Raw genomic sequence first — 23,677 nt, 5'->3', positions numbered from 1 at the left:
GAATCGAATCGTCATGAAAGGTGTCTCCATCAATGGCTGGCAGGACGTACAGACCGAAGTGTTGCGGCGGTTGCATGACAGATTCTGGAAACCGGGGGACTTGCTGCCCAGTGAAGCCGACCTGGCCGCCGAGTTCGGTTGTGCGCGTACCACGGTCAATCGGGCCTTGCAGGCCATAGCAGAAGAGGGTTTGCTGGAACGTCGCCGCCGCGGAGGAACGCGGGTTGTCATCAATCCCGAGCGTCGGGCCACGTTCAATATTCCGGTTATCCGGCTCGAGATCGAACAGTTGCAGTGTGAGTACGGGTACCAACTGCTGAAGCGTCGACAGCAGCGCCCCTCGAAGGCTGTGCAGGAGCGCATGCAAGTCGAGGCCGATGCCAGGATTGTCTTTCTGCGCGCCCTGCACACGGCAGATGGGAAACCGTATGTGGTGGAGAACCGCTGGATCGACCTGGCGGTGGTTCCAGCAGCAGCCGATGCCGACTTCAACGTGCAGAGTCCGAATGAATGGCTGGTAGAGCATGTGCCGTTCAGCGGTGGCGATCTGGTCTTGTCAGCGCAATCGGCCAGCGAAGAAGATGCCGGAGCGCTTGGTTGTGAAAAGCACGCTGCCGTGTTCATGGCCGAGCGACGAACGCGCAATACGCAAGATGCAACGATAACGGTTGTCCGACTGGTTTATGCTCCGGGCTACCGCATGGCTATTGATCTGTAGCATCGCGCTTGCGGGCCAGCCATTCCTGCGGCGGGGTGCCGATGTGTCTGGTAAATACCCGCGTAAAGGCAGACTGACTGCCATAGCCCACCGCTTCGGCAATGCGTTCGATACGGCGTCCCTTGCGCAACATGGAACAGGCCACGCCGATACGCCAGTGTGTCAGGTAATTCAGCGGGGTCATGCCAGTCCTGGTCTTGAAGCGTGATGCAAAACGTGCTCTTGACAGAGCCGCCAGTTCTGCCAGTTCTTCCAGTGTCCACGGATGATCGGGCCTGTCATGCATGGCCTTGATGGATTTGTGCAGACGCTCATCGCTCAGCCCGGCCAGAATGCCGGCACTGAGGCTGCCCGTGGAGATGACATGACGTAGCAACAGGACCAGCAGGTATTCGGTCAGTCGGTCCATGGCTGCCTGCTGGCCACTGTCTTCCTGACCAGCTTCCTCGAACAGCATCTGCAGGGTGGCCGCCAGCCGTGGCAAGGCCGCCAGCTCGATATGCAGTGTGGCTGGCAGGGCCACGATCAAGGGGTTGTTGAGCTCACTGCCCAGGTCGATGGCAGCACAGACCAGATCGGTTCCGCTGCCTGTCACAGGTTGCAGGCGGTGGTCCATGGGGCGTGCATTGAGAAGCAGGCAAGGCTGGTCATAGGTGGTGGAGACGCCCGATCTGTCAATCAGCTGTACAGCGCCAGCTCGCAATACATGTAGATGCCCATGCCCTTCGCTGGCGGCAAAGCTCGAGGTCTCGAGCAGGTTGCCGGTGAAGAACACCCTGGCGGATGGAGTGAAATGCGTGAAGAGTGTAGACAGGTGGTCCATGTGATACCAACGGTCAATAGAGAGGCACTATTGTATACCGATAAAGGTAGATACTGTTCCTGCTTTCACACAACTACGCTAAGCAACAGGATCAATCAACTCATGACTGCACAAACAACGACTGTAGACACTCGTCATCCAACCACGCGGGTCAGCGCTGCAGGCTCTGCCGGCCTGGGTGCCACACTGGCCCAAGCAGGTGAACTGGCCACTCGCTATTCGGTAGTGCTGGTTCTGCTCTGGATCGGTGCAATGAAATTCACGGCCTATGAAGCCACTGCCATTGAAGGTCTGGTGGCCTCCAGTCCGCTGGTGTCCTGGTTGTATGGCATCTTCAGCGTCCAGGCGACGTCCAACCTGATAGGTACCATTGAAATACTCACGGCCATCGCACTGATTGTGGGCGCTCGCCAGCGTCAGTTGGCCATTCTCGGTTCACTGGCAGCCATCGGTACGTTTGTGGTGACACTGAGCTTTCTGTTCACGGCTCCCGGCTGGGAAGCGAGTCTGGGTGGATTTCCCGCACTGTCGGTTGTACCCGGCCAGTTTCTGCTGAAGGATGTGGTATTGCTGGCAGTCTCTGTGTCCTTGCTGGGCAAGGCATTGCAGCAGGATTGAAGCACCCTTCATATCGCTTACAGCAGTCAGCAAGGGGTCAGTCCGTTTGAGCAGGCCCTTGTCGCTGCAGCTGGCTTCTGAAGAAATTCGCTGTTTTATGTCCATACATATGTGGTATAAAAAACTGGATTCAGCAAGTTTCAGGAGCATCATGAAAAGACGGCAATTCGTAAAGGCAAGTCTGGTGGGCGCTGCGGCGACATCCACTGTGGGAATCACGGCACCGGTCATTGCGCAGGATGTTCGCAAGTGGAAACTGGTCACGGCATGGCCCAAGAACCTGCCAGGACCCGGTGTTGCGGCACAGATGCTGGCTGATCGCATCACGGCTTTGTCCGGTGGCCGCATCGAGGTCAAACTGTACGCTGCCGGCGAACTGGTACCGGGGCAGGGTGTCTTCGATGCCGTGTCCGAAGGCACGGCGGAGCTCTACCATGCCGTACCCGCTTACTGGGGTTCCAAGTCCAAGGGTATCCTGTTGTTCGGCTCCCAGCCTTTTGGTCTGCGTGCCGATGAGCAGTTCGGCTGGCTGGCCCATGGGGGCGGTCAGGAGTTGTATGACGAGATGTATGGCCGCTTCGATATCAAGCCGTTTCTGTGCGGCAATTCAGGACCACAATGGGCTGGCTGGTTTCGCGAGGAAATCAATTCGGCTGAAGATCTCAAGGGTCTGAAATACCGCACTACCGGGCTGGCTTCCGAGATGGCAACCAAACTGGGCATGGCGGCACAGGCCATGGGGGGCGGGGACATGTTCCAGGCCCTGCAGACCGGCGCCCTGGATGCCGGCGAATTCATCGGTCCCTGGACCGACTCGGCGCTCGGCTTCTATCAGGTTGCAAAGAACTACTACTGGCCCGGTGTCGGTGAACCGGCCTCAGCCGAGGAATGCGGTGTCAATGCCGAGGTGTACAACGAGTTGCCGGAAGATCTCAAACAGGTCGTGGACTTCGCCTGTCAGAGTCTCTACAACCCGGTCTGGACCGAATACACGACAAAACATGCACAGTCACTGCAAACCATGGTGGCCGAGCACGGTGTGCAGGTTCGTCGTCTGCCGGAGGATGTCATTACTGCCATGGGGGCGGCAGCGGCAGAGGTCATTGACGAGTTGCGTCAGGACGATGATGAACTGGTCAAGCGCATCACCGAAAGCTATCTGGCCTATCGGGATCTGGTGGGGGGCTACATGAGCTATGCAGATAACGGGCAGATGAATGCTCGCGCCGCAGTCATGGGCTACTGAGGCTAGTCATACAGCACTCCATGCCCGGCGAACAGGCGCCAGTTTGCGCTGGTTTTCGCCGGGCTTCCACCTGACAATGACAGAGACTACCCGGGTACACGCTAGATGCTGCAGCTCGCCGACTTCATTGATGCCATCAACAAGGGTGTCGCCGCTGTGGTTCGATGGCTGGTCCTGCTCATGGTGCTGGTCCAGTTCGGCATTGTGGTAGGGCGGTATGTGTTCGGACTCAACAGCATCGCCGTACAGGAGAGTGTGCTCTACATGCATGCCACCCTGTTCATGCTGGCTGCCGGCTACACCTTGTTGGTGGACAAGCATGTGCGCGTGGATGTGTTCTACGCAAAGCTTGGCCCCGCAGCTCGTCGACGAATCGAGATTTTCGGTCATCTGGTTTTCCTGATACCTACCATGCTTGCATTGATATACTGGTCATGGCCATCGGTGGTGAACGCCTGGAAGATTCTGGAAGGCCCGATATCGGTGGGTGGTATCAAGGCAGTGTTTCTGATGAAGACGCTCATACCGGCCTTCTGCATACTGGTTCTGCTGCAATCCGCAGCGCTGTTGCTGCGATTGTTCTCGGGTGCGAACAGCGATGACTGAGTATCTCGATGTCTTCATGTTCGCGGCTCTCATGGGGGCGATACTGCTGGGTTTTCCCGTGGCATTCAGTATCGGTGGTGTGGCCATTGTCTTCGCCTATCTGGGCTGGGCGCTGGACATCATGGATATCTCCCTGCTGGGAGCTACCAGTCAGCGCATTTTCGGCCTGCTCAGCAATTCCGTACTCATTGCCATTCCGCTGTTCGTGCTGATGGGGGCGGTGCTCGAGAAGAGCCGAATTGCCGAAGAACTGCTCGATACCATGGGGCGGCTGTTCGGTCAGCTACGGGGTGGACTGGGTATTTCGGTGGTGTTGGTGGGTACCTTGCTGGCGGCCTCTACCGGTATTGTCGGTGCCACGGTGGTGGCCATGGGCATGATCGCATTGCCTACCATGCTGCGTGCCGGCTACAACCCTCGTGTTGCCTCCGGCATCGTCTGTACTGCCGGTACGCTGGGTCAGATCATCCCACCCTCAACCTTGCTGATCATCCTCGCCGATGTCATGTCCAATGCCTATCAGCAGGCGCAATACGAGCAAGGCAAATTCTCGGTGGAGGCCTTGTCCGTCGGACAGTTCTTCGCGGCTGCCATCGTGCCCGGTCTGATTCTGGTGGTTCTGTATCTACTGTACATTCTGCTGCGCGGCTGGATTCGACCGCAGGACATGCCACCGGCATCGATGGATCTGGCAATGCCATCGAGGCGGGAAGTGCTGGGGGCTATCGTGCCGCCTGTATTGCTGATCGTGACGGTACTCGGGGCCATACTGGGCGGGGTGGCAACACCGACCGAAGCAGCCTCCGTCGGTGCCGTAGGCGCGCTGCTGATGGCAGGCTTGCGTGTCGGGCAGTACCGAGGTTTGATTCTGACAGGTGCGGTGGCGTTGATTGTTCTGGGCGTCATGGCAGGGCTCTTTCCGGTGCGCCTGCAACGCAATGATCTGGATACAGTGGCGTTGGCGGCCGGAGGTATGTATATCGGTCTGACGCTGATCGCTGCGCTGGCCATCCTGGCGGCGCTGCGTGGCACATTTCGGCAGCGCATCATTCATGAGGCTGTCAGTTCGACCATGACCATGACAGCAATGATCTTCGCCACCATACTGGCTGCCGGAATCTTCTCTCTGGTGTTCGTCGGACTGGGGGGCGAGGAGCGCGTCGCGGCTATTCTTGCCGACATGCCGGGCGGCCCAGCCGGCGCCCTGCTGTTCTGTCTGGCATTTGTCTTCGTACTCGGCTTCTTTCTCGATTTCGTCGAAATATCCGTGATCGTACTGCCTTTGATCGTGCCGCCACTGATTCTGATGGGGCACGACCCGGTCTGGTTGGGTATTCTACTGGCCATCAATCTGCAAACCAGCTTTCTCACGCCGCCCTTCGGCTTTTCACTGTTCTATCTGCGTGGCGCTGCGCCCAAGGAGGTCACTACCGGTCAGATCTACGCCGGTGTCCTGCCATTCATCGGTCTGCAGCTCATCGGGATACTGGTGGTCTGGCTGGCACCGGGCGTGTCTACATGGTTACCCGACGTGTTGTTCTAGACACGACCGATCCTTGCCAATCGTGGCTACACCGTGGTGTCGCAACGCTGGCGAAGCTGCCCGAGTGGCTGTTCTTCGCCGTGCCTGTCATGCCTGTTCCGGCTCAGATGCCGATACCTGCCAGCAGTTCAAGTGAACGTGCTCGTGCCGTGCGATCGAATATCGGCATGCTGATCATCAGTTCTTCAGCCTGAGTGCGTTGCAGGAACTGCTCGAGTCCGGTGCGTACCGTGTCGGCCGAGCCCACGAAAGCACAGGACAGCATGTGGCTCACTTGCGCCTTTTCCGCGCTGTTCCAGTACGACTCGATGTCATCGATCGGGGCTGGCATCAATCCACGACGCCCTCGCATCATGCCGATGAACATCTGTTGCAAGGTCGTGTAGAGATAGCGCGCTTCGTCGTCGGTATCCGCCACGATCACGTTGATACAGGGAACAGCGTACGGTGTCTGCAACTGTTCGGACGGCTGAAAGCGCTCGCGGTAGGTGGCCAGAGCACTGTCCAGAGCATCTGGCGCAAAGTGGGACGCGAAGGCATAGGGCAAACCGAGCCGGGCACCTAACTGCGCACCGAACAGGCTCGATCCAAGCATCCACAGGGGCACCTTGAGCCCGGCCCCCGGTACTGCCTGAATGGGCTGGTTGGGTTTGGCCTCATCCAGTAGACGTTGCAGCTCCTGTACATCCTGCGGGAATCGCTCTGCGGCGGCGTGCAGGTCGCGTCGCATGGCCTGTGCCGTCAGTTGATCCGTACCCGGCGCACGTCCCAGACCCAGATCGACGCGCCCGGGGTACAGGGATTCCAGGGTGCCGAACTGTTCGGCAATCTGCAGGGGAGAATGATTGGGCAGCATGATGCCCCCGGATCCGACGCGAATACTGGATGTGCCACCGGCCAGATAGCCAATGACGACCGATGTGGCAGCACTGGAGATGCCTATCATATTGTGGTGCTCTGCAACCCAGAAGCGCTTGTAGCCCAGTTTCTCGGCGTGACGTGCGAAGTCGAGTGCTTCCGGCAGGGCATCGGCGGGCGTATGGCCCTCTCGTACATGAACCAGGTCGAGAACGGATAGTGTGGTCATCAGGGTCTCCTGCAGCGTAGCCTGAAGAATGTCAGGCCAGTGCGTTCATGATTGAAAGTACCGGAATATGGGGAGTTCAGACGAAATGGCAATGACGCAGCACAAATCGAGTGCCTTGCGCACTGGCCCAGTGCATACTCCCCATCTGGACGACGCAAAAAAGTATCGTTGATTCGATAATCAGTACACATTCCAGAGGCGAATATCATGGTAAAGAAACGCAAGATCGGATTGTTCGAACTGTATGCGAAGGATGCCGAGGCTGCGGACCGACAGATCTTCGGCAGAGTCAGTCACCCGGATCGTCGTGGCTTTCTGAAAGGGGCCGGATTGACGGCCATGGCAACCGCGCTGGGTGGCTTCATACCGTTCCATCGTTACATGCCCGCAGGTCTGATTCCTGCAGCCATTGCCGATGGCACCGTGAATTTCGACATCGATGGCAAGGACGGGCTGGTCGTGCTGAACGATCGCCCGGTCAATGCCGAAACACCGGCGCATCTGCTGGATGCGGACATCACGCCCATCAATCGTCACTTCGTGCGCAACAATGGGGTGCCGCCGCAGGAGGTCAATGTCGATGAATGGACACTGAGCATCGCCGGTGAAGTCGAGAATCCACTGACGTTCACCATCGAAGAGCTGAAATCACAGTTCGAGGTCGTCGAGCTCGCCTTGCAGATCGAATGCGGCGGTAATGGCCGTGCCGGCTTCAATCCACCTGCCAAGGGCAATCAGTGGACCACCGGTGCCATCGGCAACTCCATGTGGACGGGTGTGCGTCTGAAGGATGTTCTGGAAAAGGCCGGCGTGAAGTCGACAGCCGTCTATACCGGACACCTCGGTGCGGACACCCATCTGTCCGGTGATCCGGAGAAATCACCCTTGTCACGTGGAGTGACGATCGAAAAGGCACTTGACCCTCACAACCTCATTGCCTTCCAGCAGAATGGTGAAGACATCCATCCGATGAACGGAGCGCCGCTGCGACTGGTGATGCCCGGGTGGCCGGGGTCCTGTTCGCAGAAATGGCTGACCGGAATCGTTCTGGCCGACAAGAAGTGGAACGGTACGAAGATGGCACCTCCGTCCTACTCAGTGCCGTCCTATCCCGTGCAGCCCGGTGCCGAAGTCGCTGACAGCGACTTCGAAACCTTCCATTCAATGCCGGTCAAATCCCTGATCACCAGCCCGCGTTCGGGTGAAACGCTGTCCGCGGGGCAGACTTCCTTGCGTCTGCGTGGGCACGCCTGGGCCGGCGATGACACCGTCACCAAGGTGGAACTGTCCAATGACTTCGGTAATTCCTGGACCGAAGCCACCCTTGCACCGTTGATGAACCCGTTCTCCTGGGCCACCTGGGAAGGCGAAGTGACGTTCCCGGTACACGGCTATTACGAGATCTGGGCCAGAGCCACCGATGACAAGGGCAGGGTACAACCCTTCAGTGTCGGCTGGAATCCCAAGGGCTATCTGAACAACGCCATGCACCGCATCGCGGTCATGGTTCCCCAGGCATGATCGGGAATCGGATGATCAAACGATTCGAGCGAGGTATTGCCCGCAAGATCGGAATCTCTGGGGCCATGGTGGTATTGATTGCCCTGTTGCCGATGGCGAACCTGCAGGCACAGGATGATCCCTTTGGCGCCAACTGGCCAGAGGGTGAAGGGCGGAATCTGACTGGTGCCTGGTGTGGCGGCTGTCATTCTCTCAACCTGGTCACGCAGCAAGGCCTGACCCGAGATGGCTGGGATGTGTTGCTGGACTGGATGAGCGAAAAGCAGAAAATGCCGCCCTTGCAGGGCGAGCAGCGAGATACCGTGCTGGATTATCTGGCGGCCAACTTCGGCATCGATCACAACGGTGGTGAACGAACCAGCATCACGGACAGCGAAGGCTTTTCAACGCTGAACCCGGTGCAGGGGATCAACCACCGCCCCATGCTGGAAATACGACCTGCCGAATAGTCTCGTGGCTCCGCGTTGAAGATCGAGCCCTGAATCGGGTGTCTGCCAACAGCAGCTGATTCAGGCTCGATCATCATTCGTGGCGTTGCTATCGACTGGAGGGCAGAAACGGGTCGGCTGCTTTCGCCGAGCCTTGTGCCAGGCATTGTCCGCACAGTAGGCCCAGCTCCTTGTCAGGGCTGCATGGCGTCCGGATGAGCCGCGATGAATGCCGGATGCTCACGGCAGGCTTCTGCCACCTGGAGGATCCGTCGGCACCCCGAGAAGTCCGCACCCCAGCGTTCCGCATTGTACAACTGTGGCATCAGACAGATGTCGGCGAAGGAAGGCTTGTCTCCGATACAGTAGGGTGCCTGTTCGAAACCCGCCAGCAAGGCTTCGAAAGCGGCCAGACCCGGCGTGATGAAATGCTGCATCCATTCGGTACGCGCAGGCTCCTGACCAGCAGTGGCATGCTTGACCACCGACAGATTGCACACCGGATGCACATCGATCGCCACACTGTGCGCCAGGGCCTCCACTCTGGCACGTTGCAGCGGGTCAGTGGGCAGCAGGCCGAGACTGCGTGTACTGTCCAGATATTGCAGGATGGCCAATGACTGGGTCAGGCTCTGCCCGTCGATCTGCAGGACCGGTACCAGGCCCTGCGGATTGCGTGCCAGATGTTCCGCCGACCGATGGTCTCCGGCGACCAGATCCACCGGAATCGATTGCCAGTCGATTCCCGCCAGATTCAAGGCAATGCGTACGCGGTAGCTGGCCGATGAGCGCCAATAGTCGTACAGTATGGTGGCACTCACGAGGCAATCCTCGCGGCAGCCAGTGCCTCGCTCAGCACCTTGCGGTCACCGATATGATTGCACAGGATCAGAATCAGCCGGGCATTGTAGGCTTCACTCTGTTCATCGCTCAGACCTTCGTGGGCGCGCAGCAATTCATCGTAGAAGCCATCGCCGTCTGGCAGATTGGATTGCAGTTGCAGTGTCGTAGTCTCGGTATTGCTCATGATGTCACCCCTTGCCAATGGCATTCCTGACGGCGGCCTGGACCCTCTCCGCATCGAATTCGCTCCAGCGTGCAACCACATGCTGGTCCGGCCGAACCAGGTAGACGCCACTGTCCTGGTCACCCAGATAGCGTGTCTGCAGCTTGCCGCTTGGATCGTTGTCCGATGACAGCTTCAGCATGCGTACCTCCAGGCCGTCGACCTCGAGGGATTCCGGTAGTGTCGCGTTGATACCCATGAGCACGAAATCATTGCCCAGTCTGTCCAGCAGATAACCATCATCCAGCTTGACATCGACACAGGCGGCGCCGACTCGGGTCGCAGCAGGGCCATCGAGCCTGTCTTCGCCGTTCAGTGGAAAGTTGTCGTAGACGCACGGTACAGACAGTCGCCCGGAGTTGACCAGTGGGCGGGCGAATTCATGATGTTGCGCCAGTTGCAATACCGCATTGCGAAAGGTCTTGCTGGCTCTGGACTTGGGTGTCAGGAAATCTGTCGCGCGGCTGGAATTGAGAATATTCTCGTCAGCTCCGAAAACACGTTCCTCAGAGTAACTGTCCAACAGGCTGTCGGATGCAATGCCTTTGATCACCAGGTCGAGTTTCCAGGCAAGATTGTCCGTATCCTGTATGCCGGAGTTGGCACCACGCGCACCGAAAGGCGATACCTGATGCGCGCTGTCACCGGCAAACAACACAGAGCCGTGTCGAAATTTTTCCATGCGACGGCACTGGAAGGTGTAGATGCTGGTCCATTCCAGTTCGTAGTCGACGCCGTCACCCAGCATGGCATCCACCCGAGCCCGGATCCGTTCCACCTCCAGTTCCTTCTTGCGATCGATATCCCAGCCCAGCTGGAAGTCGATTCGCCAGATGTCATCGGGCTGCTTGTGCAGCAAGGCGGACTGACCGGCGTTCTTGAACGGCGGTTCGAACCAGAACCAGCGTTCGGTCGGAAAGGGCGCGCTCATCTTCACATCGGCAATCAGGAAGTTGTCCTCGAAGACCCGTCCTTCGAAACCCAGCCCCAGCATGTCCCGCACCGGTGAACGGGCACCATCACAGGCAATCAGCCAGTCGGCTTCCAGCGAGTACGGACCTTCGGGCGTATCGACGTCGAGCGAGACGAAATCGCCATGATCCTGCAGGGCCGTGACCTGATTGCAACCCCGGATATCGATGGGCGTACCGCGCTCCTGTTCGATACGGATCTGCTCGACCAGAAACTTCTCGAAATAGGGTTGTTGCAGATTGATGAAAGCCGGATTGCGCAAGCCCTCCTCAGGCGACAGATTGAAATCGTAGATTTCCTGCTCACCGTGGAAGACACGACCCACGTTCCAGACCACGCCCTTGTCGAGCATGCGCTGTTCGCAACCGAGTCGGTCGGTGATCTCCAGCGTACGGCGGGCGAAGCAGATGGCGCGGGAGCCCTGGCCCACACCGGCATGGTCATCGAGCACCAGTACCGGTGTGCCTTTTCGTCCCAGATCCAGAGCCATGGCCATGCCGATCGGGCCACCGCCCACGACAACCACAGGGTGGCGTTTCGGTGTGCTCGTGTCCTGATCAGCGTGACGCTGGTAGGGGTAGAGTTCGAAGGCAGTGGTGTACCTTACGTCGACCATGGCGGTTCTCTTGATAGTGAAAACGGATCTGTTGATCAGGTAGTGGCTTGTGGATCAGCCTTGCAGGTCTTCCCACATCTTCTGATCGCGCGCGGCGGTCCAGATACGTGGTGTATCGATACCGCGAGCCTCATCGTAGGCTCGTGCCACGTTGAAGGGCAGGCAGTGCTCGTAGATGGCATAGTCTGAAAATTTCGCATCACAGGCTTTACGTACTGCGTCCCACGCCTGCTTGAGCGAACCACCACGGGCAGCGACTCTGGCAGCCGGTTTCCAGGTGCTTTCCAGGAAATCGCGGGTACTGTCGATTGCAGAGTTGACCTGCTCACGACCGACCAGTGCATCTCCGCGGCCGGGTGCGATGGCATCTACATCAAAGGCAGCGATATTGTCTAGCGTCTTGCCCCAGTCCCCGAAGTGTCCATCACCGCAATAGCAGGCCGAATGGTCTTCAACGATGTCACCGGTGAACATGACGTTCTCATCCGGTACGTGGATGACGATATCACCAGCGGTATGCGCCCGGCCCAGTTGCATGAGATCGACTCGTCGATTGCCCAGATACACCGACATGCGGCCCTTGAAGGTCTGCGTTGGCCAGGTCAGGCCCGGAATGCTCTCATGGCCCTGGAACAGGCGAGGGAAGCGACCGAACTCACTGTCCCAGTCTTCCTGGCCGCGCTCGACAACCATGGAGCGAGCTGTCTCGGACATGATGATCTGCTCTGCATTGAATGCACTGGCGCCCAGTACACGTACGGCGTGGTAATGCGTCAGAACCACATGCGAGATCGGCTTGTCGGTCACTTCACGCACCTTCTCGATGACCTTGCTGGCCAGACGAGGTGTGGCCTGCGCTTCCACGATCATGACGCTGTCATCACCGATGATGACGCCGGAGTTCGGATCGCCTTCAGCGGTGAATGCCCAAAGGCCATTGCCGACTTCGGTAAAACTGATGGTCTTTTCGGTCATGTCGCCTTGCGAGGCAAATGCCTTGGCCATGGTAATTCTCCTGAATGGGTTTGGATTGTGTGAATCAGCGGGCGTAAGGGTCGTCGAGTGCAGGCACCAGGGTGCCGGCGCAATCGCCAAAGCCGATTCGAAAGCCATCGCCCTGGGCGTGACCGTGCAATGTCAATGTATCGCCGTCTTCGAGAAACGAACGCGTCTCACCGCTGTCCAGTGTCAAGGGTTCCTTGCCACCCCAGCTCAGTTCCAGCAGGGATCCGCGCATGCTCGTCTCCGGGCCGGAAATGGTTCCCGAACCCAACAGGTCGCCGGTTCGCATCGGGCAGCCCGAGGTGGAGTGATGTGCCAGTTGCTGCGCGGCGGAGTAGTACATTTCACGATAGTTGGTACTGGCGATCGTGGTGGCGGGCTTGTCTTGTGGCGCCAGCGTCACCGTCAGATCGATGTCATACAGCATCGGTCCGGTGTCTTTCAGGTGAGGCAGGAGTTCGAATTCGCGCTCGGGTGTGCTGACACGAAACGCTTCCAGCGCCGCTGATGTGACGATCCATGGGCTGATGGTTGTGGCCGTCGCCTTTGCCTGGAACGGCCCCAGTGGCTGATACTCCCACGCCTGGATATCACGCGCCGACCAGTCATTCAGCAGCACATAGCCGAAAATCATGGCATCGGCTTCATCCACGCTGACAGGGCCATTGGACGCCGAGCCGACGATGGCGCCCATTTCCAGTTCCAGGTCGAATCGACGTGAGGGCATGAAGGCGGGCAGTTCCTGATCAGGCCCCTTCAACTGGCCCCAGGGGCGCCGAACGTCCGTACCGGAAACGACCACGGAAGAGGCTCGGCCGTTGTAGCCGATGGGGATGTGCAACCAGTTGGGTGGCAAGGCATTTTCGGCGCCGCGAAACATCGTGCCTACATTGGTCGCGTGGTGTCTGCCGGCGTAGAAGTCGGTGAACTCGGTTACCGTGAACGGCATGTGCATCTGTGCATCCGCCAGAGGGTAGAGGTGTTCCTGCAATCGATCCTGTTCTGCTGACCCTTCGCTCAGCAGCGCTGTCAGGCGTTCACGAAACAGTGCCCAGCTATCCTTGCCCAGCGCCATCAGAGGGTTCCAGCAAGCGTCCTGGCATAGCGGTGAATCGCCGATACTCAGAAGCCCTTGTGACTCTACGGCGGCGACATCGAGCACATGCTCGCCAATGGCGACACCACAGCGGGGTGCCTCATTGCCGATCGAAAACACCCCATAGGGCAGGTTGTTCAAAGGGAAGTCGGTGGAGGCACTATTGGCCGAATCCACCCAGCTCTTCAGATAGCTCATAGGTTTTCCTGTTGACTGATTGACTGTGGTGCCGGCCATACTCTCACTTGAGGCCCGGTGTACCATCGAATTTTTTCTCGATGCTGTCCCAGCAGTCGATGTAATTGTCCTGCAGCGGCGCTTCGGTGGCTGCAAAGGCGGTAAGGTGCTGAGGAAAGCGGGTCTCGAACATGAAGGACATGGTGTTGTCCAGTTTCTCCGGTTGCAGTTCCGCCGTGGAGGCCTTTTCGAAGGCTTCCTGATCGGGGCCGTGTGGCAGCATCATGTTGTGCAGGCTGATACCGCCTGGCGCGAAACCCTGAGGTTTGGCGTCGTATTCGCCATAGATATTGCCCATCAGTTCGGACATGACGTTCTTGTGATACCACGGTGGCCGGAAGGTATCTTCCATGGTCATCCAGCGTTCGCGGAACAGTACGAAGTCGATATTGGCGGTGCCCGGTACACCGGAGGGGGCCGTGAGAACCGTGAAGATGGATGGGTCGGGGTGATCGAAAAGAATGGAACCGACGGGGCAATAGGTACGCAGATCATACTTGACCGGTGCATAGTTGCCATGCCAGGCCACCACATCCAGCGGGCTGTGTCCGATTGGCGTGCGATGGAACTGCCCGCACCACTTGATGGTGACAGTCGATGGCACTTCGCGATCTTCATAAGCCGCCACGGGGGTTTTGAAGTCGCGCCGGTTTGCCATGCAATTGGCACCGATGGGCCCCCGACCGGGTAACTCGAACTTCTGCCCGTAGTTCTCGCAGACGAAGCCGCGAGCGGGACCACTGATCAGTTCCACACGATAGACAAGGCCCCGAGGAATGATGGCGATTTCCTTCGGTGCCAGATCGATGATACCGAGTTCCGTACACAGGCGCAGCTCACCTTCCTGCGGTACGATCAGCATTTCGCTGTCGGCCGAGTAGAAGTACTCATCGACCATCGATTGGTTGACCAGGTAGACGTGCGTCGCCATCCCCACCTGGGTATTGACATCGCCAGCCGTGGTCATGGTACGCATGCCCGTCAACCAGTTCAGATCCTCGGTGGTATGTGGAATCGGATCCCAGCGATACTGGCCGAGACTGACGATCTCCGGATCAATCCGCGGGGCTGATTGCCAGTATGGCAGGTCGATCTTCTCGTAGCGCGCCGAGTGCTTGACCGAAGGGCGTATGCGATAGCACCAGGTACGCTCGTTCTGGTGGCTGGGGGCGGTAAAGGCTGTGCCACTGAGCTGTTCGCCGTAGAGGCCGTAGTTACAGCGCTGCGGACTGTTGCGGCCTTGAGGCAAGGCATCGGGCAGCGCTTCGGTTTCGAAATCGTTCCCGAAACCAGGCATGTAGTGAAGTTGAGTGTCTGACACGATGTGGAGGCTCCGCAATTCAGATGGCTCGATGGGGGGAGGGATCGGCCTTGGAGAGGCGTCGATCTCACTTGGTGTAGAATTTAACGGTTGCAGTTGCAACTGTCAAGAAAGTTGCGAATGCAACTATTAAATATTGGAGATGCATGGAATTGATGACTGATCTGGAACTGTCGAAATTCATCCCTTTTCGCCTCAATCGCCTGGCCGCGGAAGTCAGTCACAAACTGGCCGAGGTCTATACCGATCGTTTTGGTATCGATATCGTCGAATGGCGCATTCTGGTGACTCTGGCTGCGTTGAAATCGCGGGAGTCATGCAGTGCACAACATATAGTGCAGAGCACACGTACTCACAAATCGCGTATCAGTCGTGGTGTGAACCGCATGATCGAGCTGAATTACGTGACTCGCACCGAAAGCCGGCATGATCGACGTGAGGCAAAGTTGCGGCTGACAGCCAAGGGGCGAGCTCTGCATGGCAAGGTGGCACCGGTGGTTCTGGAACAGGAACGCAATATCGTGTCCTGCCTGAACGAGCAGGAATTGCAGGCCTTTTTGCAGGCACTGGACAGGCTCGAGCAGTCAATGGGACTGGTTGGGCAGAATGAAGAACAGCGGGAGTAGGCTCTGTCAGGATTTCTTGACAGTTGCACGTGCAACGGATATTGTCGCCAGCCAGCCCACGTTTGCGGGCGGATCGGCATCGCGTTGATGCCTATTGTCACCACTGGAGATTTCTGATGACTGGATTGAACAGGCTCACCACGCTGGGAGCCATGCTGGGTACTACTGGCGGGGCCGTTATGGCAGGATTGTTCGCTGCCTCTCTCTCAGGCTCGCTCAAGGCTGATACGGATCTGGTCTTGTCCAGCTGGTTGCCGCCACGCCACCCCGTTGTACTGAACGCCATCAAACCCTGGGCGAAAGAGATAGAAGAAGTCACCGAAGGTCGCGTCAGTGTTCGCGTGCTGGGCAAGCCTCTGGGCAGTCCACCTGCACATTTCGATATGGCGCGCGATGACGTTGCCGACATTACCTACGGCTTGCACAGTTTCAGTCAGGATGATCGCTTTACCAAGGCTGAAGTGGGACAGTTTTCCTTTCTGGGCGACGATGCCATCGAAACATCCAAGGCATTCTATACGGTCTATACGGAAGACCTGGACGCCGAGAAGGACCATGAAGGCACGAAACTGCTGGGCTTGTTTGTCCATGGACCCGGGTTGTTTCACAACAACCAGCGCAAGATCGAGACACCTGAAGACTTTGCCGGTCTGAAGATTCGTGTGCCGGGTGGCTATGTGGCAAGCCTGATGGATTCCCTGGGTGCCACGCCCTTGTTCATGTCGTCGACTGAAGTCTATGAAAAGCTGTCTCGCGGTGTGATTGACGGCGCAACGTTCACCTATGAAGCTCTGACGGCATTCAACCTGACCGATGACGTGAAATTCTCCATGACGGTTCCCGGTGGCATCTACAATACCAGCTGGTTTCTGGTCATGAATCAGGGCAAGTGGGACTCCATCAGTGCTGAAGATCAGGCGGCCATCGAGTCCATCTCCGGTCTGGCCTTTGCCGAGCGAGTCGGGCAGGCATGGATCGATGCCGATTCTGCTGCTGTCGCCGAGATCGAAGAGGCCGGTATCAGCCTGGATGCGGCACCCGAGTCTGTTCTTGAAGCCTTGAAGGCTTCTGCCGGTGCGCTGGAAAATGACTGGGCTGATTCACTGCCGGAGGGGTATGACGGTGCTGCCGCCATTGCTCGCCTGCGTGAAATCACTGGCGTTGATCAATGATCGAACGAGTGTCTGCCATTGCACTGGAGCTTGTCTCCGGTGCGTTGCTGATCAGTCTGATGATGGTGACCGGCATTGATGTCATCGGGCGTTATCTGCTCGACAAGCCGCTGACCGGTGCCTTCGAGCTGACCGAAATGTTGCTGGGTGCATTGGTATTTGCGTCTCTGCCACTGGTCAGTCGTGCCGGTGGGCATGTGGATGTCGACATGCTGGTGAACAGCATTCCGCCCCGTGTCAGGCACGTACTGAATATTCTGGTGGGTATGCTTTCGGCTGCCGTGCTGCTGTTCTTCGCCTGGCGCCTCTGGATTCTCGGTATCCGGCAGTTTGCCGATGGGGCCCATTCCGAATCGCTCGGCGTGCCTTTCGGCCTGTTTGCCATGTTCGGGGCGTTTACCTGCATTCTGGCAGCCATATTCGGTTTGTTGAGAGAATATCGCCAATGATGATCTCACTGGTGGGTATCGGCATTCTGCTGATACTGATATTCCTGCGCGTACCGATCGCTTTCGCCATGGCTCTGGTGGGCGGCATCGGGTTCGCGATCATGCGTGGCTGGGGGCCAGCGGGTTCGATGATCGGCAATGCCGTATTCGAAACCGGGCTCAGTTATTCATTGTCCGTCGTTCCCCTGTTCATCTTCATGGGGAACATCATGGCCAAGGCAGGTATCGCGCAAGGTCTGTTTGCCGGCGCTGATCACCTGTTCGGGCGTATGCGTGGTGGACTGGCCTTGGCCACCGTTATCAGTTGCGGCAGTTTTTCTGCGGTATCCGGGTCTTCTCTGGCCACGGCTGCCACCATGTCGCGCGTGGCAATGCCGCCCATGCGTCGCTTCGGCTATTCCGACAGTCTGGCAGCCGGTGCCATCGCTGCAGGAGGCACGCTTGGTATATTGATTCCACCTTCGGTCATTCTGATCATCTATGGGCTGCTGACTGAAAGTGATATAGGCAAGCTGTTCATTGCCGGTCTGTTGCCAGGCCTGCTGGGCATCGTTCTATATCTGGCGGCAGTCATGATCACGGTGAGAATCTTTCCCGATCGAGCGCCTCCGGTTACCGAGGCGGCTCCCATGACGCGACGCGACCGTATCGGCGTGTGGGGAACCCTTGCCCTGTTTGCCTTCATCATGGGCGGTATCTATGGGGGTTTTTTCACGCCGATCGAGGCGGCTGGCATGGGGGCATTCTTTGCGCTGGTGCTGGCGTTGGCCATACGCGGACTGACACGCGAAAGTTTCGCCTCTGCCTGTCGAGAAACCGTACTGTCATCCGGCATGATTTTCGTCATTGTCATCGGCGCAGAGATATTCTCGTCCTTTGTCAACTTCGCCGGGCTGCCGGATGCGCTGGTGGACATGGTCTACGACTCAGGCTTCAGTACCTGGGGAGTCATCCTGATCATGGTTGGCATCTATCTGGTACTGGGCTGCGTTTTCGAGAGCCTGTCGATGATTCTGCTGACGGTACCGGTCTTCTATCCGATCATCATTCAACTCGACTTCGGTAGTGGTCTGTTGGCCGATCCTGAAATGGTCAGTATCTGGTTCGCCATTGTGGTCGTTGTCGTGACCGAGATCAGCTTGATAACGCCGCCGGTCGGGATGAACGCCTTTGTCTTGCGCTCGGTACTGACCGATGTCTCCCTGGGCACCATCTTCAAGGGCGTGATTCCATTCTGGATCGCGGATATCGTGCGGCTGGCGTTGTTGCTGCTGTTACCCTGGATATCGCTGGTGCTGTTGACTTGATTTGCATTGTATGACTCCCGGCCGTCCGTCGGCCGGGAACATTGCTCGGCCGAAGGCGATGTCGGGTCGAGGAATCATGTCTCATTGAGGCTGTTTGCCTTGTACAGCGCCAGAATCCCTGGCAATGCTTGTCCCATGCTCGGCGCCACCCTCCATGAGCTCTGGACGGTTGCGGGTTGGAGAGGAATCGCAGGATATTGCCTGAAACCATGTAGAAAGCGCAAAGCCCGAATTTCCGGAAGCCTCATCGATAGACTCTGCTTCATCGACCTGGCCAGCCCTGTCAGTTTCCACCGTTTACTCGGGGCAGCCTACCGCAGAGAGCAGAGGAAATTCGAGCATGGGAACCATCACGACCATCAATCCCGCCACCGAGGAAGAGATCAGCAGTCATGAGCTCATGAGCAAGGACGCTGCTTTCGACAGGATCGAGTCCGCCAATCGCGCCTTCCACGAATGGCGCATGAAGTCGCATGAAGAGCGTGCTCCCTTTCTCCGCGACATCGCTTCAGCGCTTCGCAATCACGCGGAAGATCTTGCCAGTCTGATGACTGAGGAAGTCGGCAAGCTGTATCGCGACGGATTGACCGAGGTCGAGTTGTGCGCACAGATCTTCGAATACACGGCACAGAATGGCCCAGCCGAACTGGCCGATGAAGAACGAACACATGGCGAAAAGGGCAAGCGGGGCATCGTCACGTACTCACCGATCGGTGTCATCTACAGTATTCAGCCGTGGAATTTTCCCATTTACCAGCCCGCTCGTGTACTGGCGTCGAATCTGATGGCAGGCAACTCGGTCATTCTCAAACATGCGGCCATTTGTACTGGCAGCGGGTTGAAGTTTCGCGATTTGTGCCGGGAAGCGGGTCTGCCCGAGGGGCTTTTCGAGGTGCTGCTGATAGATCACGATACATCGGATGAAATCATTGCACACCCACAGGTCAGAGGCGTGACAATGACAGGCAGCGACAGTGCCGGACGACATATAGGCTCATTGGCCAGTCGCCACTTGAAGAAGAGCGTTCTGGAGCTCGGGTCCAACGACGCCTACCTGGTGCTGGAAGATGCGGATGTGGATCTCGCGGTGAAAACCTGTGTGCAGGGGCGCATTTACAACAATGGTGAGACCTGCGTGTCCGCCAAGAGATTTGTCGTATGTGATGCGGTTCATGATGAATTCCTGAGTGCATTTGTCGAACAGATGCAAGCGGTCAGAATGGGCGATCCACGGAATGAGGACACGCAACTGGGCCCGGTATCGAGCCAAGAGCAATTCGATACCTTGTGCGAGCAGGTGGAAAAGAGCGTTGCCGGCGGTGCGGTAGTGTCCTGTGGTGGAAATCCGCCGGAGAGAAGCGGCTACTATTTTCCTGCAACGGTACTGACAGAGTGCAAGCCTGGTACTCCTGCCCATGACGATGAACTGTTCGGCCCGGTGGCCTCGGTCATCAGGGCGAAGAATGATGAGGATGCCATGCGCATTGCCAACGACAGTCGTTATGGGCTCGGAGGTGGCATTTTCACTCGCGATGAGAAGCGAGCCGTTACCCTTGCGCGGGATCACTTCGATACCGGGATGGTACGTATCAATTCCTTCGGTGCTGCGGATCCCGGCATGCCTTTCGGCGGCGTCAAGGATTCGGGCTACGGGCGTGAACACGGCGGTTTCGGCATGAAGGAGTTCGTCAACATCAAGGCGATTTTCCTGCCATGATCACCATTCACTGTCTGGCCTATTCACGTGCCATACGCCTGCTGTGGTTGATGGAAGATCTCGAGCAGCCTTACCATCTGGTGTTCTACGAGCGTACGGAAAACTTTCGGGCGCCTGAGAGTCTGGCGAGAGTTCACCCGCTGGGCAAGTCTCCGGTTATCCAGGATGAACAGCTAGTGCTGGCGGAGTCCGCAACTTGTCTGCGTTATCTGCATGACAGGTTCGGCGATGGTCGGCATGTTCCCGCTGCCGGTACCGACGATCATCTGCGCCATGAGGAACTGCTTGATTATGTCGAGAGTTCGTTTGCGAGTGTTGCCATGCAATTGCTGTTGCCACATATGCGCGGTGACGAGCCGACCAGTGCAGCGTATGAAGCGATGCAGAAGCATCAGGAGTACATCGTCCATCAGCTTCCGGAAAAAGGTCTGTTGTTTGGCGACATGGTGTCACTGGCAGACATGCAGTTCTCATATCTGTTGGCGAATCTGTCCAGATCCGGATTTCTTGAAGATGCGCCTCGTCTCGCCGCGTATTGGCAGCATATGCAGATGGAGTCCGGCTATCGGGCGGCCATTACCCATGGCGGGCCGATGGCTCCCGAACGATGAGTGACAGTCGGGATCTGCCGCTGGCAGTCTCGCCAACAGGAAAGCAATCGCCAATCTCAACGAATCGCAGGAGCATGATATGCAGGTACTAGTCGCTGGAGCCACGGGCAAGACCGGAGTCCGCCTGATCGAAGAACTGAAGTCACGCGGGCATTCTCCGGTAGCACTGGTCAGGTCAAGCTCGGACACGAGCGATCTACCCGGGGATGTCACGCTACGTCAGGGTGATCTGACGGATCTGCAGGATGACGTATGCGCAGGCTGCGATGTGGTGGTGTTTGCTGCCGGGTCGGGAGGGGGGACAGGGCCCGAGATGACCGACAAGGTCGACCGTGATGGCGCGATCAGGCTGGTGGATATGGCTGTGAAGTCCGATGTGCAACGCTTCGTCATGCTCAGCACGGTCGGCGCCGACAAACCGGATCAGAACAGCGAACTGGCTCATTATCTTCAGGCCAAGCATGATGCTGACGAACACCTGAAGTCGTCGGGTCTTGCCTACGCGATTGTGCGACCGGTCAGTCTCACGGATGACGACGGTAGCCGTGACGTGCTGTACGGAGACGATGTTGATGTCAAGGGAACGGCTGCCCGCGGTGATGTTGCAGCGGTATTGGCAACGGCGGTTGAGGACGATTCGTGGACAGGCAAGGTGGCGTTGATGCAGTCCGCGTCGGTGTGATGGATGATCATGTTTGCGGACTGCGGACTGCGGACTGCGGACTGCGGACTGCGGACTGCGGACTGCGGACTGCGGACTGCGGACTGCGGACTGCTTGGTTTGTGATCCGTGATTTGTGATGCAGATTCGTTGCGTCACGGATGCGTGATAACCGGGCAGGGCAGGCGCTCAGGACGACATTGCCTGCCTGGCTGTCAGTGCCCAGCCACCGGCTATCGTCAACAGGCATCCACCACCACGGTTGAAGCGTTTGCGCGCGGCGCTTGATGAGAGCAGGTTGCGGGCATTGGTGGCGAATACCGCATACAGCATTGCATTCAGGCTTGCCAGTGCAACGAACGTCAGAGAAAGGATCCACAGCTGTGCCGGTACCGGCTTGTCGTGGTCGAGGAACTGAGGCAGGAATGCGACGAAGAAGATGATGCCCTTCGGGTTCAGCGCGGTGACAAGCCAGGTGTTTGCAAACAGTGTCCATGGGGACAGAGCCTCAGGCTGCCCGCCCTCACTGACAGGGGGGTCATTGCTCATCAGCATGCGGACACCGAGATACACCAGATACAGTCCGCCAACCCACTTGATGACAGTGAAAAGCCAGGCCGAGGTGGCGAGTATCGTGCCCAGGCCAGCCAGGGACAGGATCAACGCCGTCGAGTCGCCCAGAGCGACAGCGGCAACCAGCGGTATATTGGCTCGTTTGCCCTGTGCAATCGAGTAACTGATGACGGTCAGTATCGTGGGGCCGGGGATGATCAGCAGGATGGTGGATGCGATGACAAACGCCAGCCAGAGTTCTATGACCATTACAGTTTCTCGGTCAGGTCAAGTTCAGCTCGGCGATCAGGTCACCGAGGTCGTGGTTGCTGGCATCGATTCCTGGACTGTACCCTGCCAGCCCTGATTTCGTCCGGTGCTGTCTGCAACCGCATACCGCGCCGAACCTGGTGCGGTATGCAGGCTTGTCGGGCGACTGGCGAATTGCCGCATTGACGTCAGCCGCAACGATCGTGGTCCTCAGACTTTAAGGCTTGGGATGATCTGCTTCTTGCGGCTGACCACGCCTGGCAAGGTGACGGTATCGCCGTTTACGGTTGCACCGAAGCTTTTCTCCGCAACCTGCTTGACCAGTTCGTTGGGTACCAGCAATGTCGCTTCTTCAGCCAGGATATCGATGACGAACAGCAGTACCTGATCTGCTCCGTCTTCACTCGCCACGCCCGGCATCGCCTGCATCAGTGATTCCTTGCGGGCCAGCACGGTACCGGCAGAAGTGGTTTCCAGTACCGAGATTCGAAAGCTCTTGCCGGCGATGTCGTATTGCTTCGAATCCATGCGCAGCAACTGGGCATCGGAAAAAGTGGACACGTCGGATTTTGCGGCAAACATTTCAGAGGCATAGTCGGGGATGGAAATTGCCAGTTCCCCGGCAATCTTCTCGGCCACCTCACGGTCGCGATCGGTTGTGGTCGGAGACCGGAATTCGAGCGTGTCGGACAGTATGCAGGACAGCATTGCTCCCTTGATGTTCTCGGGCATCCGCCCTGCATCTTCGCCCATCAGGTCGTGCATGATGGTGGCTGTGCAGGCTACCGGACGTACCGTGATCGTGATGGGTTTGCGCGTCTTGATACCGCCTGCGAGCATATGATGATCGATGATCTCGATGATATCCGCCGAGTTGATACCGTCGGGCAGTTCGGCGGGATTGTTGGTATCGACAATCACGACGCTGTCGTCCTCGCTGACATCTTCGATGATGCCTGGCTTGTCCAGACCCCAGCGCTGGAGCATGAACGCAGCTTCGGTATTGGGCTCGCCAAGCAGACAGGCTTCAGCAGGAGTGCCGCGCACTTCCGTCAGATACCAGGCCCAGATGAGGGGTGAGCCGGTGGAGTCGGTATCGGGAGATTTGTGACCGAATACTTTGATAGTCATGAAAATAAGTGTCGTTACTGATTGGGAGAAGCTGGCTTGCCCGATGCGTCGGTGTCCACTCGATTGCCAGACGCCAGGCCGGTGTTTGTCAGGGGTCTGGCATAGCGCCGGACGTAGCTACGTCATTGTAATACCGATTGAAAACTGTTGCATGCATTGCCGGAAGACAGCGGCGTTCATGAACGTAGGATGAAAGCCGCACGAGCCGCACGAGCCGCACGAGCCGCACGAGCCGCACGAGCCGCACGAGCCGCACGAGCCGCACGAGCCGCACGAGCCGC

General features: G+C 57.9%; 24 protein-coding genes. 14 read left to right on the top strand and 10 right to left on the bottom strand.

Features of this window, described 5'->3' with window-relative positions; genetic code table 11:
• The first annotated feature begins 13 nt into the window (after nt 1-13).
• Complete coding sequence (locus tag ACUNV4_RS16585; RefSeq protein WP_430879706.1) at nt 14-718, top strand: GntR family transcriptional regulator; 705 nt, start codon at nt 14-16, stop codon at nt 716-718.
• Here the strand turns inward: ACUNV4_RS16585 and ACUNV4_RS16580 are convergent.
• Nucleotides 705-1,541, bottom strand: a complete 837-nt coding sequence (locus tag ACUNV4_RS16580; protein ID WP_430879705.1) for a cupin domain-containing protein — start codon at nt 1,539-1,541, stop codon at nt 705-707. The two genes, ACUNV4_RS16585 and ACUNV4_RS16580, sit on opposite strands and share 14 nt — an antisense overlap.
• 102 nt (nt 1,542-1,643) lie before the next feature.
• On the opposite strand from ACUNV4_RS16580, the gene ACUNV4_RS16575 reads away from it, so the two are divergent.
• The 4 genes from ACUNV4_RS16575 to ACUNV4_RS16560 all read left to right on the top strand — a co-directional run bounded on the left by ACUNV4_RS16575 (nt 1,644) and on the right by ACUNV4_RS16560 (nt 5,554).
• The gene (locus ACUNV4_RS16575) at nt 1,644-2,159 is read left to right on the top strand and encodes a YkgB family protein (RefSeq protein ID WP_430879704.1); all 516 of its coding nucleotides are present in this window, start codon (nt 1,644-1,646) and stop codon (nt 2,157-2,159) included.
• A 151-nt stretch (nt 2,160-2,310) separates the two neighbouring features.
• The gene (locus tag ACUNV4_RS16570) at nt 2,311-3,405 is read left to right on the top strand and encodes a TRAP transporter substrate-binding protein (protein ID WP_430879703.1); all 1,095 of its coding nucleotides are present in this window, start codon (nt 2,311-2,313) and stop codon (nt 3,403-3,405) included.
• A 105-nt stretch (nt 3,406-3,510) separates the two neighbouring features.
• On the top strand, nt 3,511-4,011 hold the full coding sequence (locus tag ACUNV4_RS16565) for a TRAP transporter small permease subunit (RefSeq protein ID WP_430879702.1): 501 nt from the start codon (nt 3,511-3,513) through the stop codon (nt 4,009-4,011).
• The gene (locus ACUNV4_RS16560; protein ID WP_430879701.1) at nt 4,004-5,554 is read left to right on the top strand and encodes a TRAP transporter large permease; all 1,551 of its coding nucleotides are present in this window, start codon (nt 4,004-4,006) and stop codon (nt 5,552-5,554) included. Before ACUNV4_RS16565 ends, ACUNV4_RS16560 begins: the two co-directional genes overlap by 8 nt.
• A 103-nt stretch (nt 5,555-5,657) precedes the next feature.
• Here ACUNV4_RS16560 and ACUNV4_RS16555 read toward each other — a convergent pair whose 3' ends face one another.
• Nucleotides 5,658-6,641 (bottom strand): LLM class flavin-dependent oxidoreductase, encoded by a 984-nt coding sequence (locus ACUNV4_RS16555; protein ID WP_430879700.1) that lies wholly within the window; start codon nt 6,639-6,641, stop codon nt 5,658-5,660.
• Nucleotides 6,642-6,848: 207 nt separating this feature from the next.
• Here ACUNV4_RS16555 and ACUNV4_RS16550 point away from each other — a divergent pair, with 207 nt between their 5' ends.
• Nucleotides 6,849-8,162 carry a molybdopterin-dependent oxidoreductase gene (locus ACUNV4_RS16550; protein WP_430879699.1) on the top strand — a complete coding sequence of 438 codons (1,314 nt, stop codon included), beginning with the start codon at nt 6,849-6,851 and terminating at the stop codon, nt 8,160-8,162.
• An 11-nt stretch (nt 8,163-8,173) separates the two neighbouring features.
• Nucleotides 8,174-8,611: a hypothetical protein gene (locus ACUNV4_RS16545; protein ID WP_430879698.1), complete on the top strand. Its 438-nt coding sequence runs from the start codon at nt 8,174-8,176 to the stop codon at nt 8,609-8,611.
• 173 nt (nt 8,612-8,784) lie between these two features.
• Here the strand turns inward: ACUNV4_RS16545 and maiA are convergent, their stop codons facing one another.
• From maiA to hmgA, 6 genes are read right to left on the bottom strand one after another with little or no spacing between them, the layout of a single operon-like run.
• Complete coding sequence (gene maiA, locus ACUNV4_RS16540) at nt 8,785-9,411, bottom strand: maleylacetoacetate isomerase (RefSeq protein ID WP_430879697.1); 627 nt, start codon at nt 9,409-9,411, stop codon at nt 8,785-8,787.
• Nucleotides 9,408-9,617 (bottom strand): DUF2783 domain-containing protein, encoded by a 210-nt coding sequence (locus ACUNV4_RS16535; RefSeq protein ID WP_430879696.1) that lies wholly within the window; start codon nt 9,615-9,617, stop codon nt 9,408-9,410. Before ACUNV4_RS16535 ends, maiA begins: the two co-directional genes overlap by 4 nt.
• A gap of 4 nt (nt 9,618-9,621) precedes the next feature.
• Entirely contained in the window at nt 9,622-11,244 is a 1,623-nt protein-coding gene (locus tag ACUNV4_RS16530; protein WP_430879695.1) for an FAD-dependent oxidoreductase, read from the bottom strand.
• A 54-nt stretch (nt 11,245-11,298) separates the two neighbouring features.
• Entirely contained in the window at nt 11,299-12,249 is a 951-nt protein-coding gene (locus ACUNV4_RS16525) for an MBL fold metallo-hydrolase (RefSeq protein ID WP_430879694.1), read from the bottom strand.
• A gap of 34 nt (nt 12,250-12,283) precedes the next feature.
• On the bottom strand, nt 12,284-13,540 hold the full coding sequence (gene fahA / locus ACUNV4_RS16520; RefSeq protein ID WP_430879693.1) for a fumarylacetoacetase: 1,257 nt from the start codon (nt 13,538-13,540) through the stop codon (nt 12,284-12,286).
• Nucleotides 13,541-13,583: 43 nt separating this feature from the next.
• Nucleotides 13,584-14,900 carry a homogentisate 1,2-dioxygenase gene (gene hmgA / locus ACUNV4_RS16515; protein ID WP_430879692.1) on the bottom strand — a complete coding sequence of 439 codons (1,317 nt, stop codon included), beginning with the start codon at nt 14,898-14,900 and terminating at the stop codon, nt 13,584-13,586.
• Between the two features lie 146 nt (nt 14,901-15,046).
• Here hmgA and ACUNV4_RS16510 point away from each other — a divergent pair, with 146 nt between their 5' ends.
• The 7 genes from ACUNV4_RS16510 (at nt 15,047) to ACUNV4_RS16480 (ending at nt 21,464) form a co-directional block, all read left to right on the top strand.
• A complete protein-coding gene (locus ACUNV4_RS16510; protein ID WP_430879691.1) occupies nt 15,047-15,526 on the top strand; it encodes a MarR family winged helix-turn-helix transcriptional regulator in 480 nt (159 codons plus the stop codon).
• 116 nt (nt 15,527-15,642) lie between these two features.
• A complete protein-coding gene (locus tag ACUNV4_RS16505; RefSeq protein WP_430879690.1) occupies nt 15,643-16,698 on the top strand; it encodes a TRAP transporter substrate-binding protein in 1,056 nt (351 codons plus the stop codon).
• Nucleotides 16,695-17,147: a TRAP transporter small permease gene (locus ACUNV4_RS16500; protein ID WP_430879689.1), complete on the top strand. Its 453-nt coding sequence runs from the start codon at nt 16,695-16,697 to the stop codon at nt 17,145-17,147. Before ACUNV4_RS16505 ends, ACUNV4_RS16500 begins: the two co-directional genes overlap by 4 nt.
• A complete protein-coding gene (locus ACUNV4_RS16495) occupies nt 17,144-18,454 on the top strand; it encodes a TRAP transporter large permease (RefSeq protein WP_430879688.1) in 1,311 nt (436 codons plus the stop codon). The genes ACUNV4_RS16500 and ACUNV4_RS16495 overlap by 4 nt, the downstream gene beginning before the upstream one ends.
• A gap of 340 nt (nt 18,455-18,794) precedes the next feature.
• On the top strand, nt 18,795-20,171 hold the full coding sequence (locus ACUNV4_RS16490) for an NAD-dependent succinate-semialdehyde dehydrogenase (protein WP_430879687.1): 1,377 nt from the start codon (nt 18,795-18,797) through the stop codon (nt 20,169-20,171).
• Nucleotides 20,168-20,782, top strand: coding sequence for a glutathione S-transferase family protein (locus ACUNV4_RS16485; RefSeq protein ID WP_430879686.1), 615 nt, complete (start codon nt 20,168-20,170; stop codon nt 20,780-20,782). Before ACUNV4_RS16490 ends, ACUNV4_RS16485 begins: the two co-directional genes overlap by 4 nt.
• Nucleotides 20,783-20,861: 79 nt before the next feature.
• Nucleotides 20,862-21,464, top strand: coding sequence for an SDR family oxidoreductase (locus tag ACUNV4_RS16480; RefSeq protein WP_430879685.1), 603 nt, complete (start codon nt 20,862-20,864; stop codon nt 21,462-21,464).
• 168 nt (nt 21,465-21,632) lie between these two features.
• On the opposite strand, the gene ACUNV4_RS16475 is transcribed toward ACUNV4_RS16480, so the two are convergent.
• Nucleotides 21,633-22,265 carry a LysE family translocator gene (locus ACUNV4_RS16475; protein WP_430879684.1) on the bottom strand — a complete coding sequence of 211 codons (633 nt, stop codon included), beginning with the start codon at nt 22,263-22,265 and terminating at the stop codon, nt 21,633-21,635.
• Between the two features lie 210 nt (nt 22,266-22,475).
• On the bottom strand, nt 22,476-23,396 hold the full coding sequence (locus tag ACUNV4_RS16470; protein ID WP_430879683.1) for a manganese-dependent inorganic pyrophosphatase: 921 nt from the start codon (nt 23,394-23,396) through the stop codon (nt 22,476-22,478).
• Nucleotides 23,397-23,677 lie beyond the last annotated feature (281 nt).

Source organism: Granulosicoccus sp. 3-233 (assembly GCF_052681095.1).
This window is presented reverse-complemented; position numbering and strand designations above follow the sequence as displayed.

Coding starts and splice junctions, on each gene's coding strand:
- ACUNV4_RS16580 (WP_430879705.1), bottom strand. CDS start 1,541: ATGGACCACCTGTCTACACTCTTCACGCATTTCACTCCATCCGCCAGG.
- ACUNV4_RS16470 (WP_430879683.1), bottom strand. CDS start 23,396: ATGACTATCAAAGTATTCGGTCACAAATCTCCCGATACCGACTCCACC.
- ACUNV4_RS16485 (WP_430879686.1), top strand. CDS start 20,168: ATGATCACCATTCACTGTCTGGCCTATTCACGTGCCATACGCCTGCTG.
- fahA (WP_430879693.1), bottom strand. CDS start 13,540: ATGAGCTATCTGAAGAGCTGGGTGGATTCGGCCAATAGTGCCTCCACC.
- ACUNV4_RS16570 (WP_430879703.1), top strand. CDS start 2,311: ATGAAAAGACGGCAATTCGTAAAGGCAAGTCTGGTGGGCGCTGCGGCG.
- ACUNV4_RS16525 (WP_430879694.1), bottom strand. CDS start 12,249: ATGGCCAAGGCATTTGCCTCGCAAGGCGACATGACCGAAAAGACCATC.
- ACUNV4_RS16575 (WP_430879704.1), top strand. CDS start 1,644: ATGACTGCACAAACAACGACTGTAGACACTCGTCATCCAACCACGCGG.
- ACUNV4_RS16545 (WP_430879698.1), top strand. CDS start 8,174: ATGATCAAACGATTCGAGCGAGGTATTGCCCGCAAGATCGGAATCTCT.
- ACUNV4_RS16535 (WP_430879696.1), bottom strand. CDS start 9,617: ATGAGCAATACCGAGACTACGACACTGCAACTGCAATCCAATCTGCCA.
- ACUNV4_RS16510 (WP_430879691.1), top strand. CDS start 15,047: ATGGAATTGATGACTGATCTGGAACTGTCGAAATTCATCCCTTTTCGC.
- ACUNV4_RS16555 (WP_430879700.1), bottom strand. CDS start 6,641: ATGACCACACTATCCGTTCTCGACCTGGTTCATGTACGAGAGGGCCAT.
- ACUNV4_RS16475 (WP_430879684.1), bottom strand. CDS start 22,265: ATGGTCATAGAACTCTGGCTGGCGTTTGTCATCGCATCCACCATCCTG.
- ACUNV4_RS16505 (WP_430879690.1), top strand. CDS start 15,643: ATGACTGGATTGAACAGGCTCACCACGCTGGGAGCCATGCTGGGTACT.
- ACUNV4_RS16480 (WP_430879685.1), top strand. CDS start 20,862: ATGCAGGTACTAGTCGCTGGAGCCACGGGCAAGACCGGAGTCCGCCTG.
- ACUNV4_RS16560 (WP_430879701.1), top strand. CDS start 4,004: ATGACTGAGTATCTCGATGTCTTCATGTTCGCGGCTCTCATGGGGGCG.
- ACUNV4_RS16500 (WP_430879689.1), top strand. CDS start 16,695: ATGATCGAACGAGTGTCTGCCATTGCACTGGAGCTTGTCTCCGGTGCG.
- ACUNV4_RS16530 (WP_430879695.1), bottom strand. CDS start 11,244: ATGGTCGACGTAAGGTACACCACTGCCTTCGAACTCTACCCCTACCAG.
- ACUNV4_RS16565 (WP_430879702.1), top strand. CDS start 3,511: ATGCTGCAGCTCGCCGACTTCATTGATGCCATCAACAAGGGTGTCGCC.
- ACUNV4_RS16550 (WP_430879699.1), top strand. CDS start 6,849: ATGGTAAAGAAACGCAAGATCGGATTGTTCGAACTGTATGCGAAGGAT.
- ACUNV4_RS16585 (WP_430879706.1), top strand. CDS start 14: ATGAAAGGTGTCTCCATCAATGGCTGGCAGGACGTACAGACCGAAGTG.
- ACUNV4_RS16495 (WP_430879688.1), top strand. CDS start 17,144: ATGATGATCTCACTGGTGGGTATCGGCATTCTGCTGATACTGATATTC.
- ACUNV4_RS16490 (WP_430879687.1), top strand. CDS start 18,795: ATGGGAACCATCACGACCATCAATCCCGCCACCGAGGAAGAGATCAGC.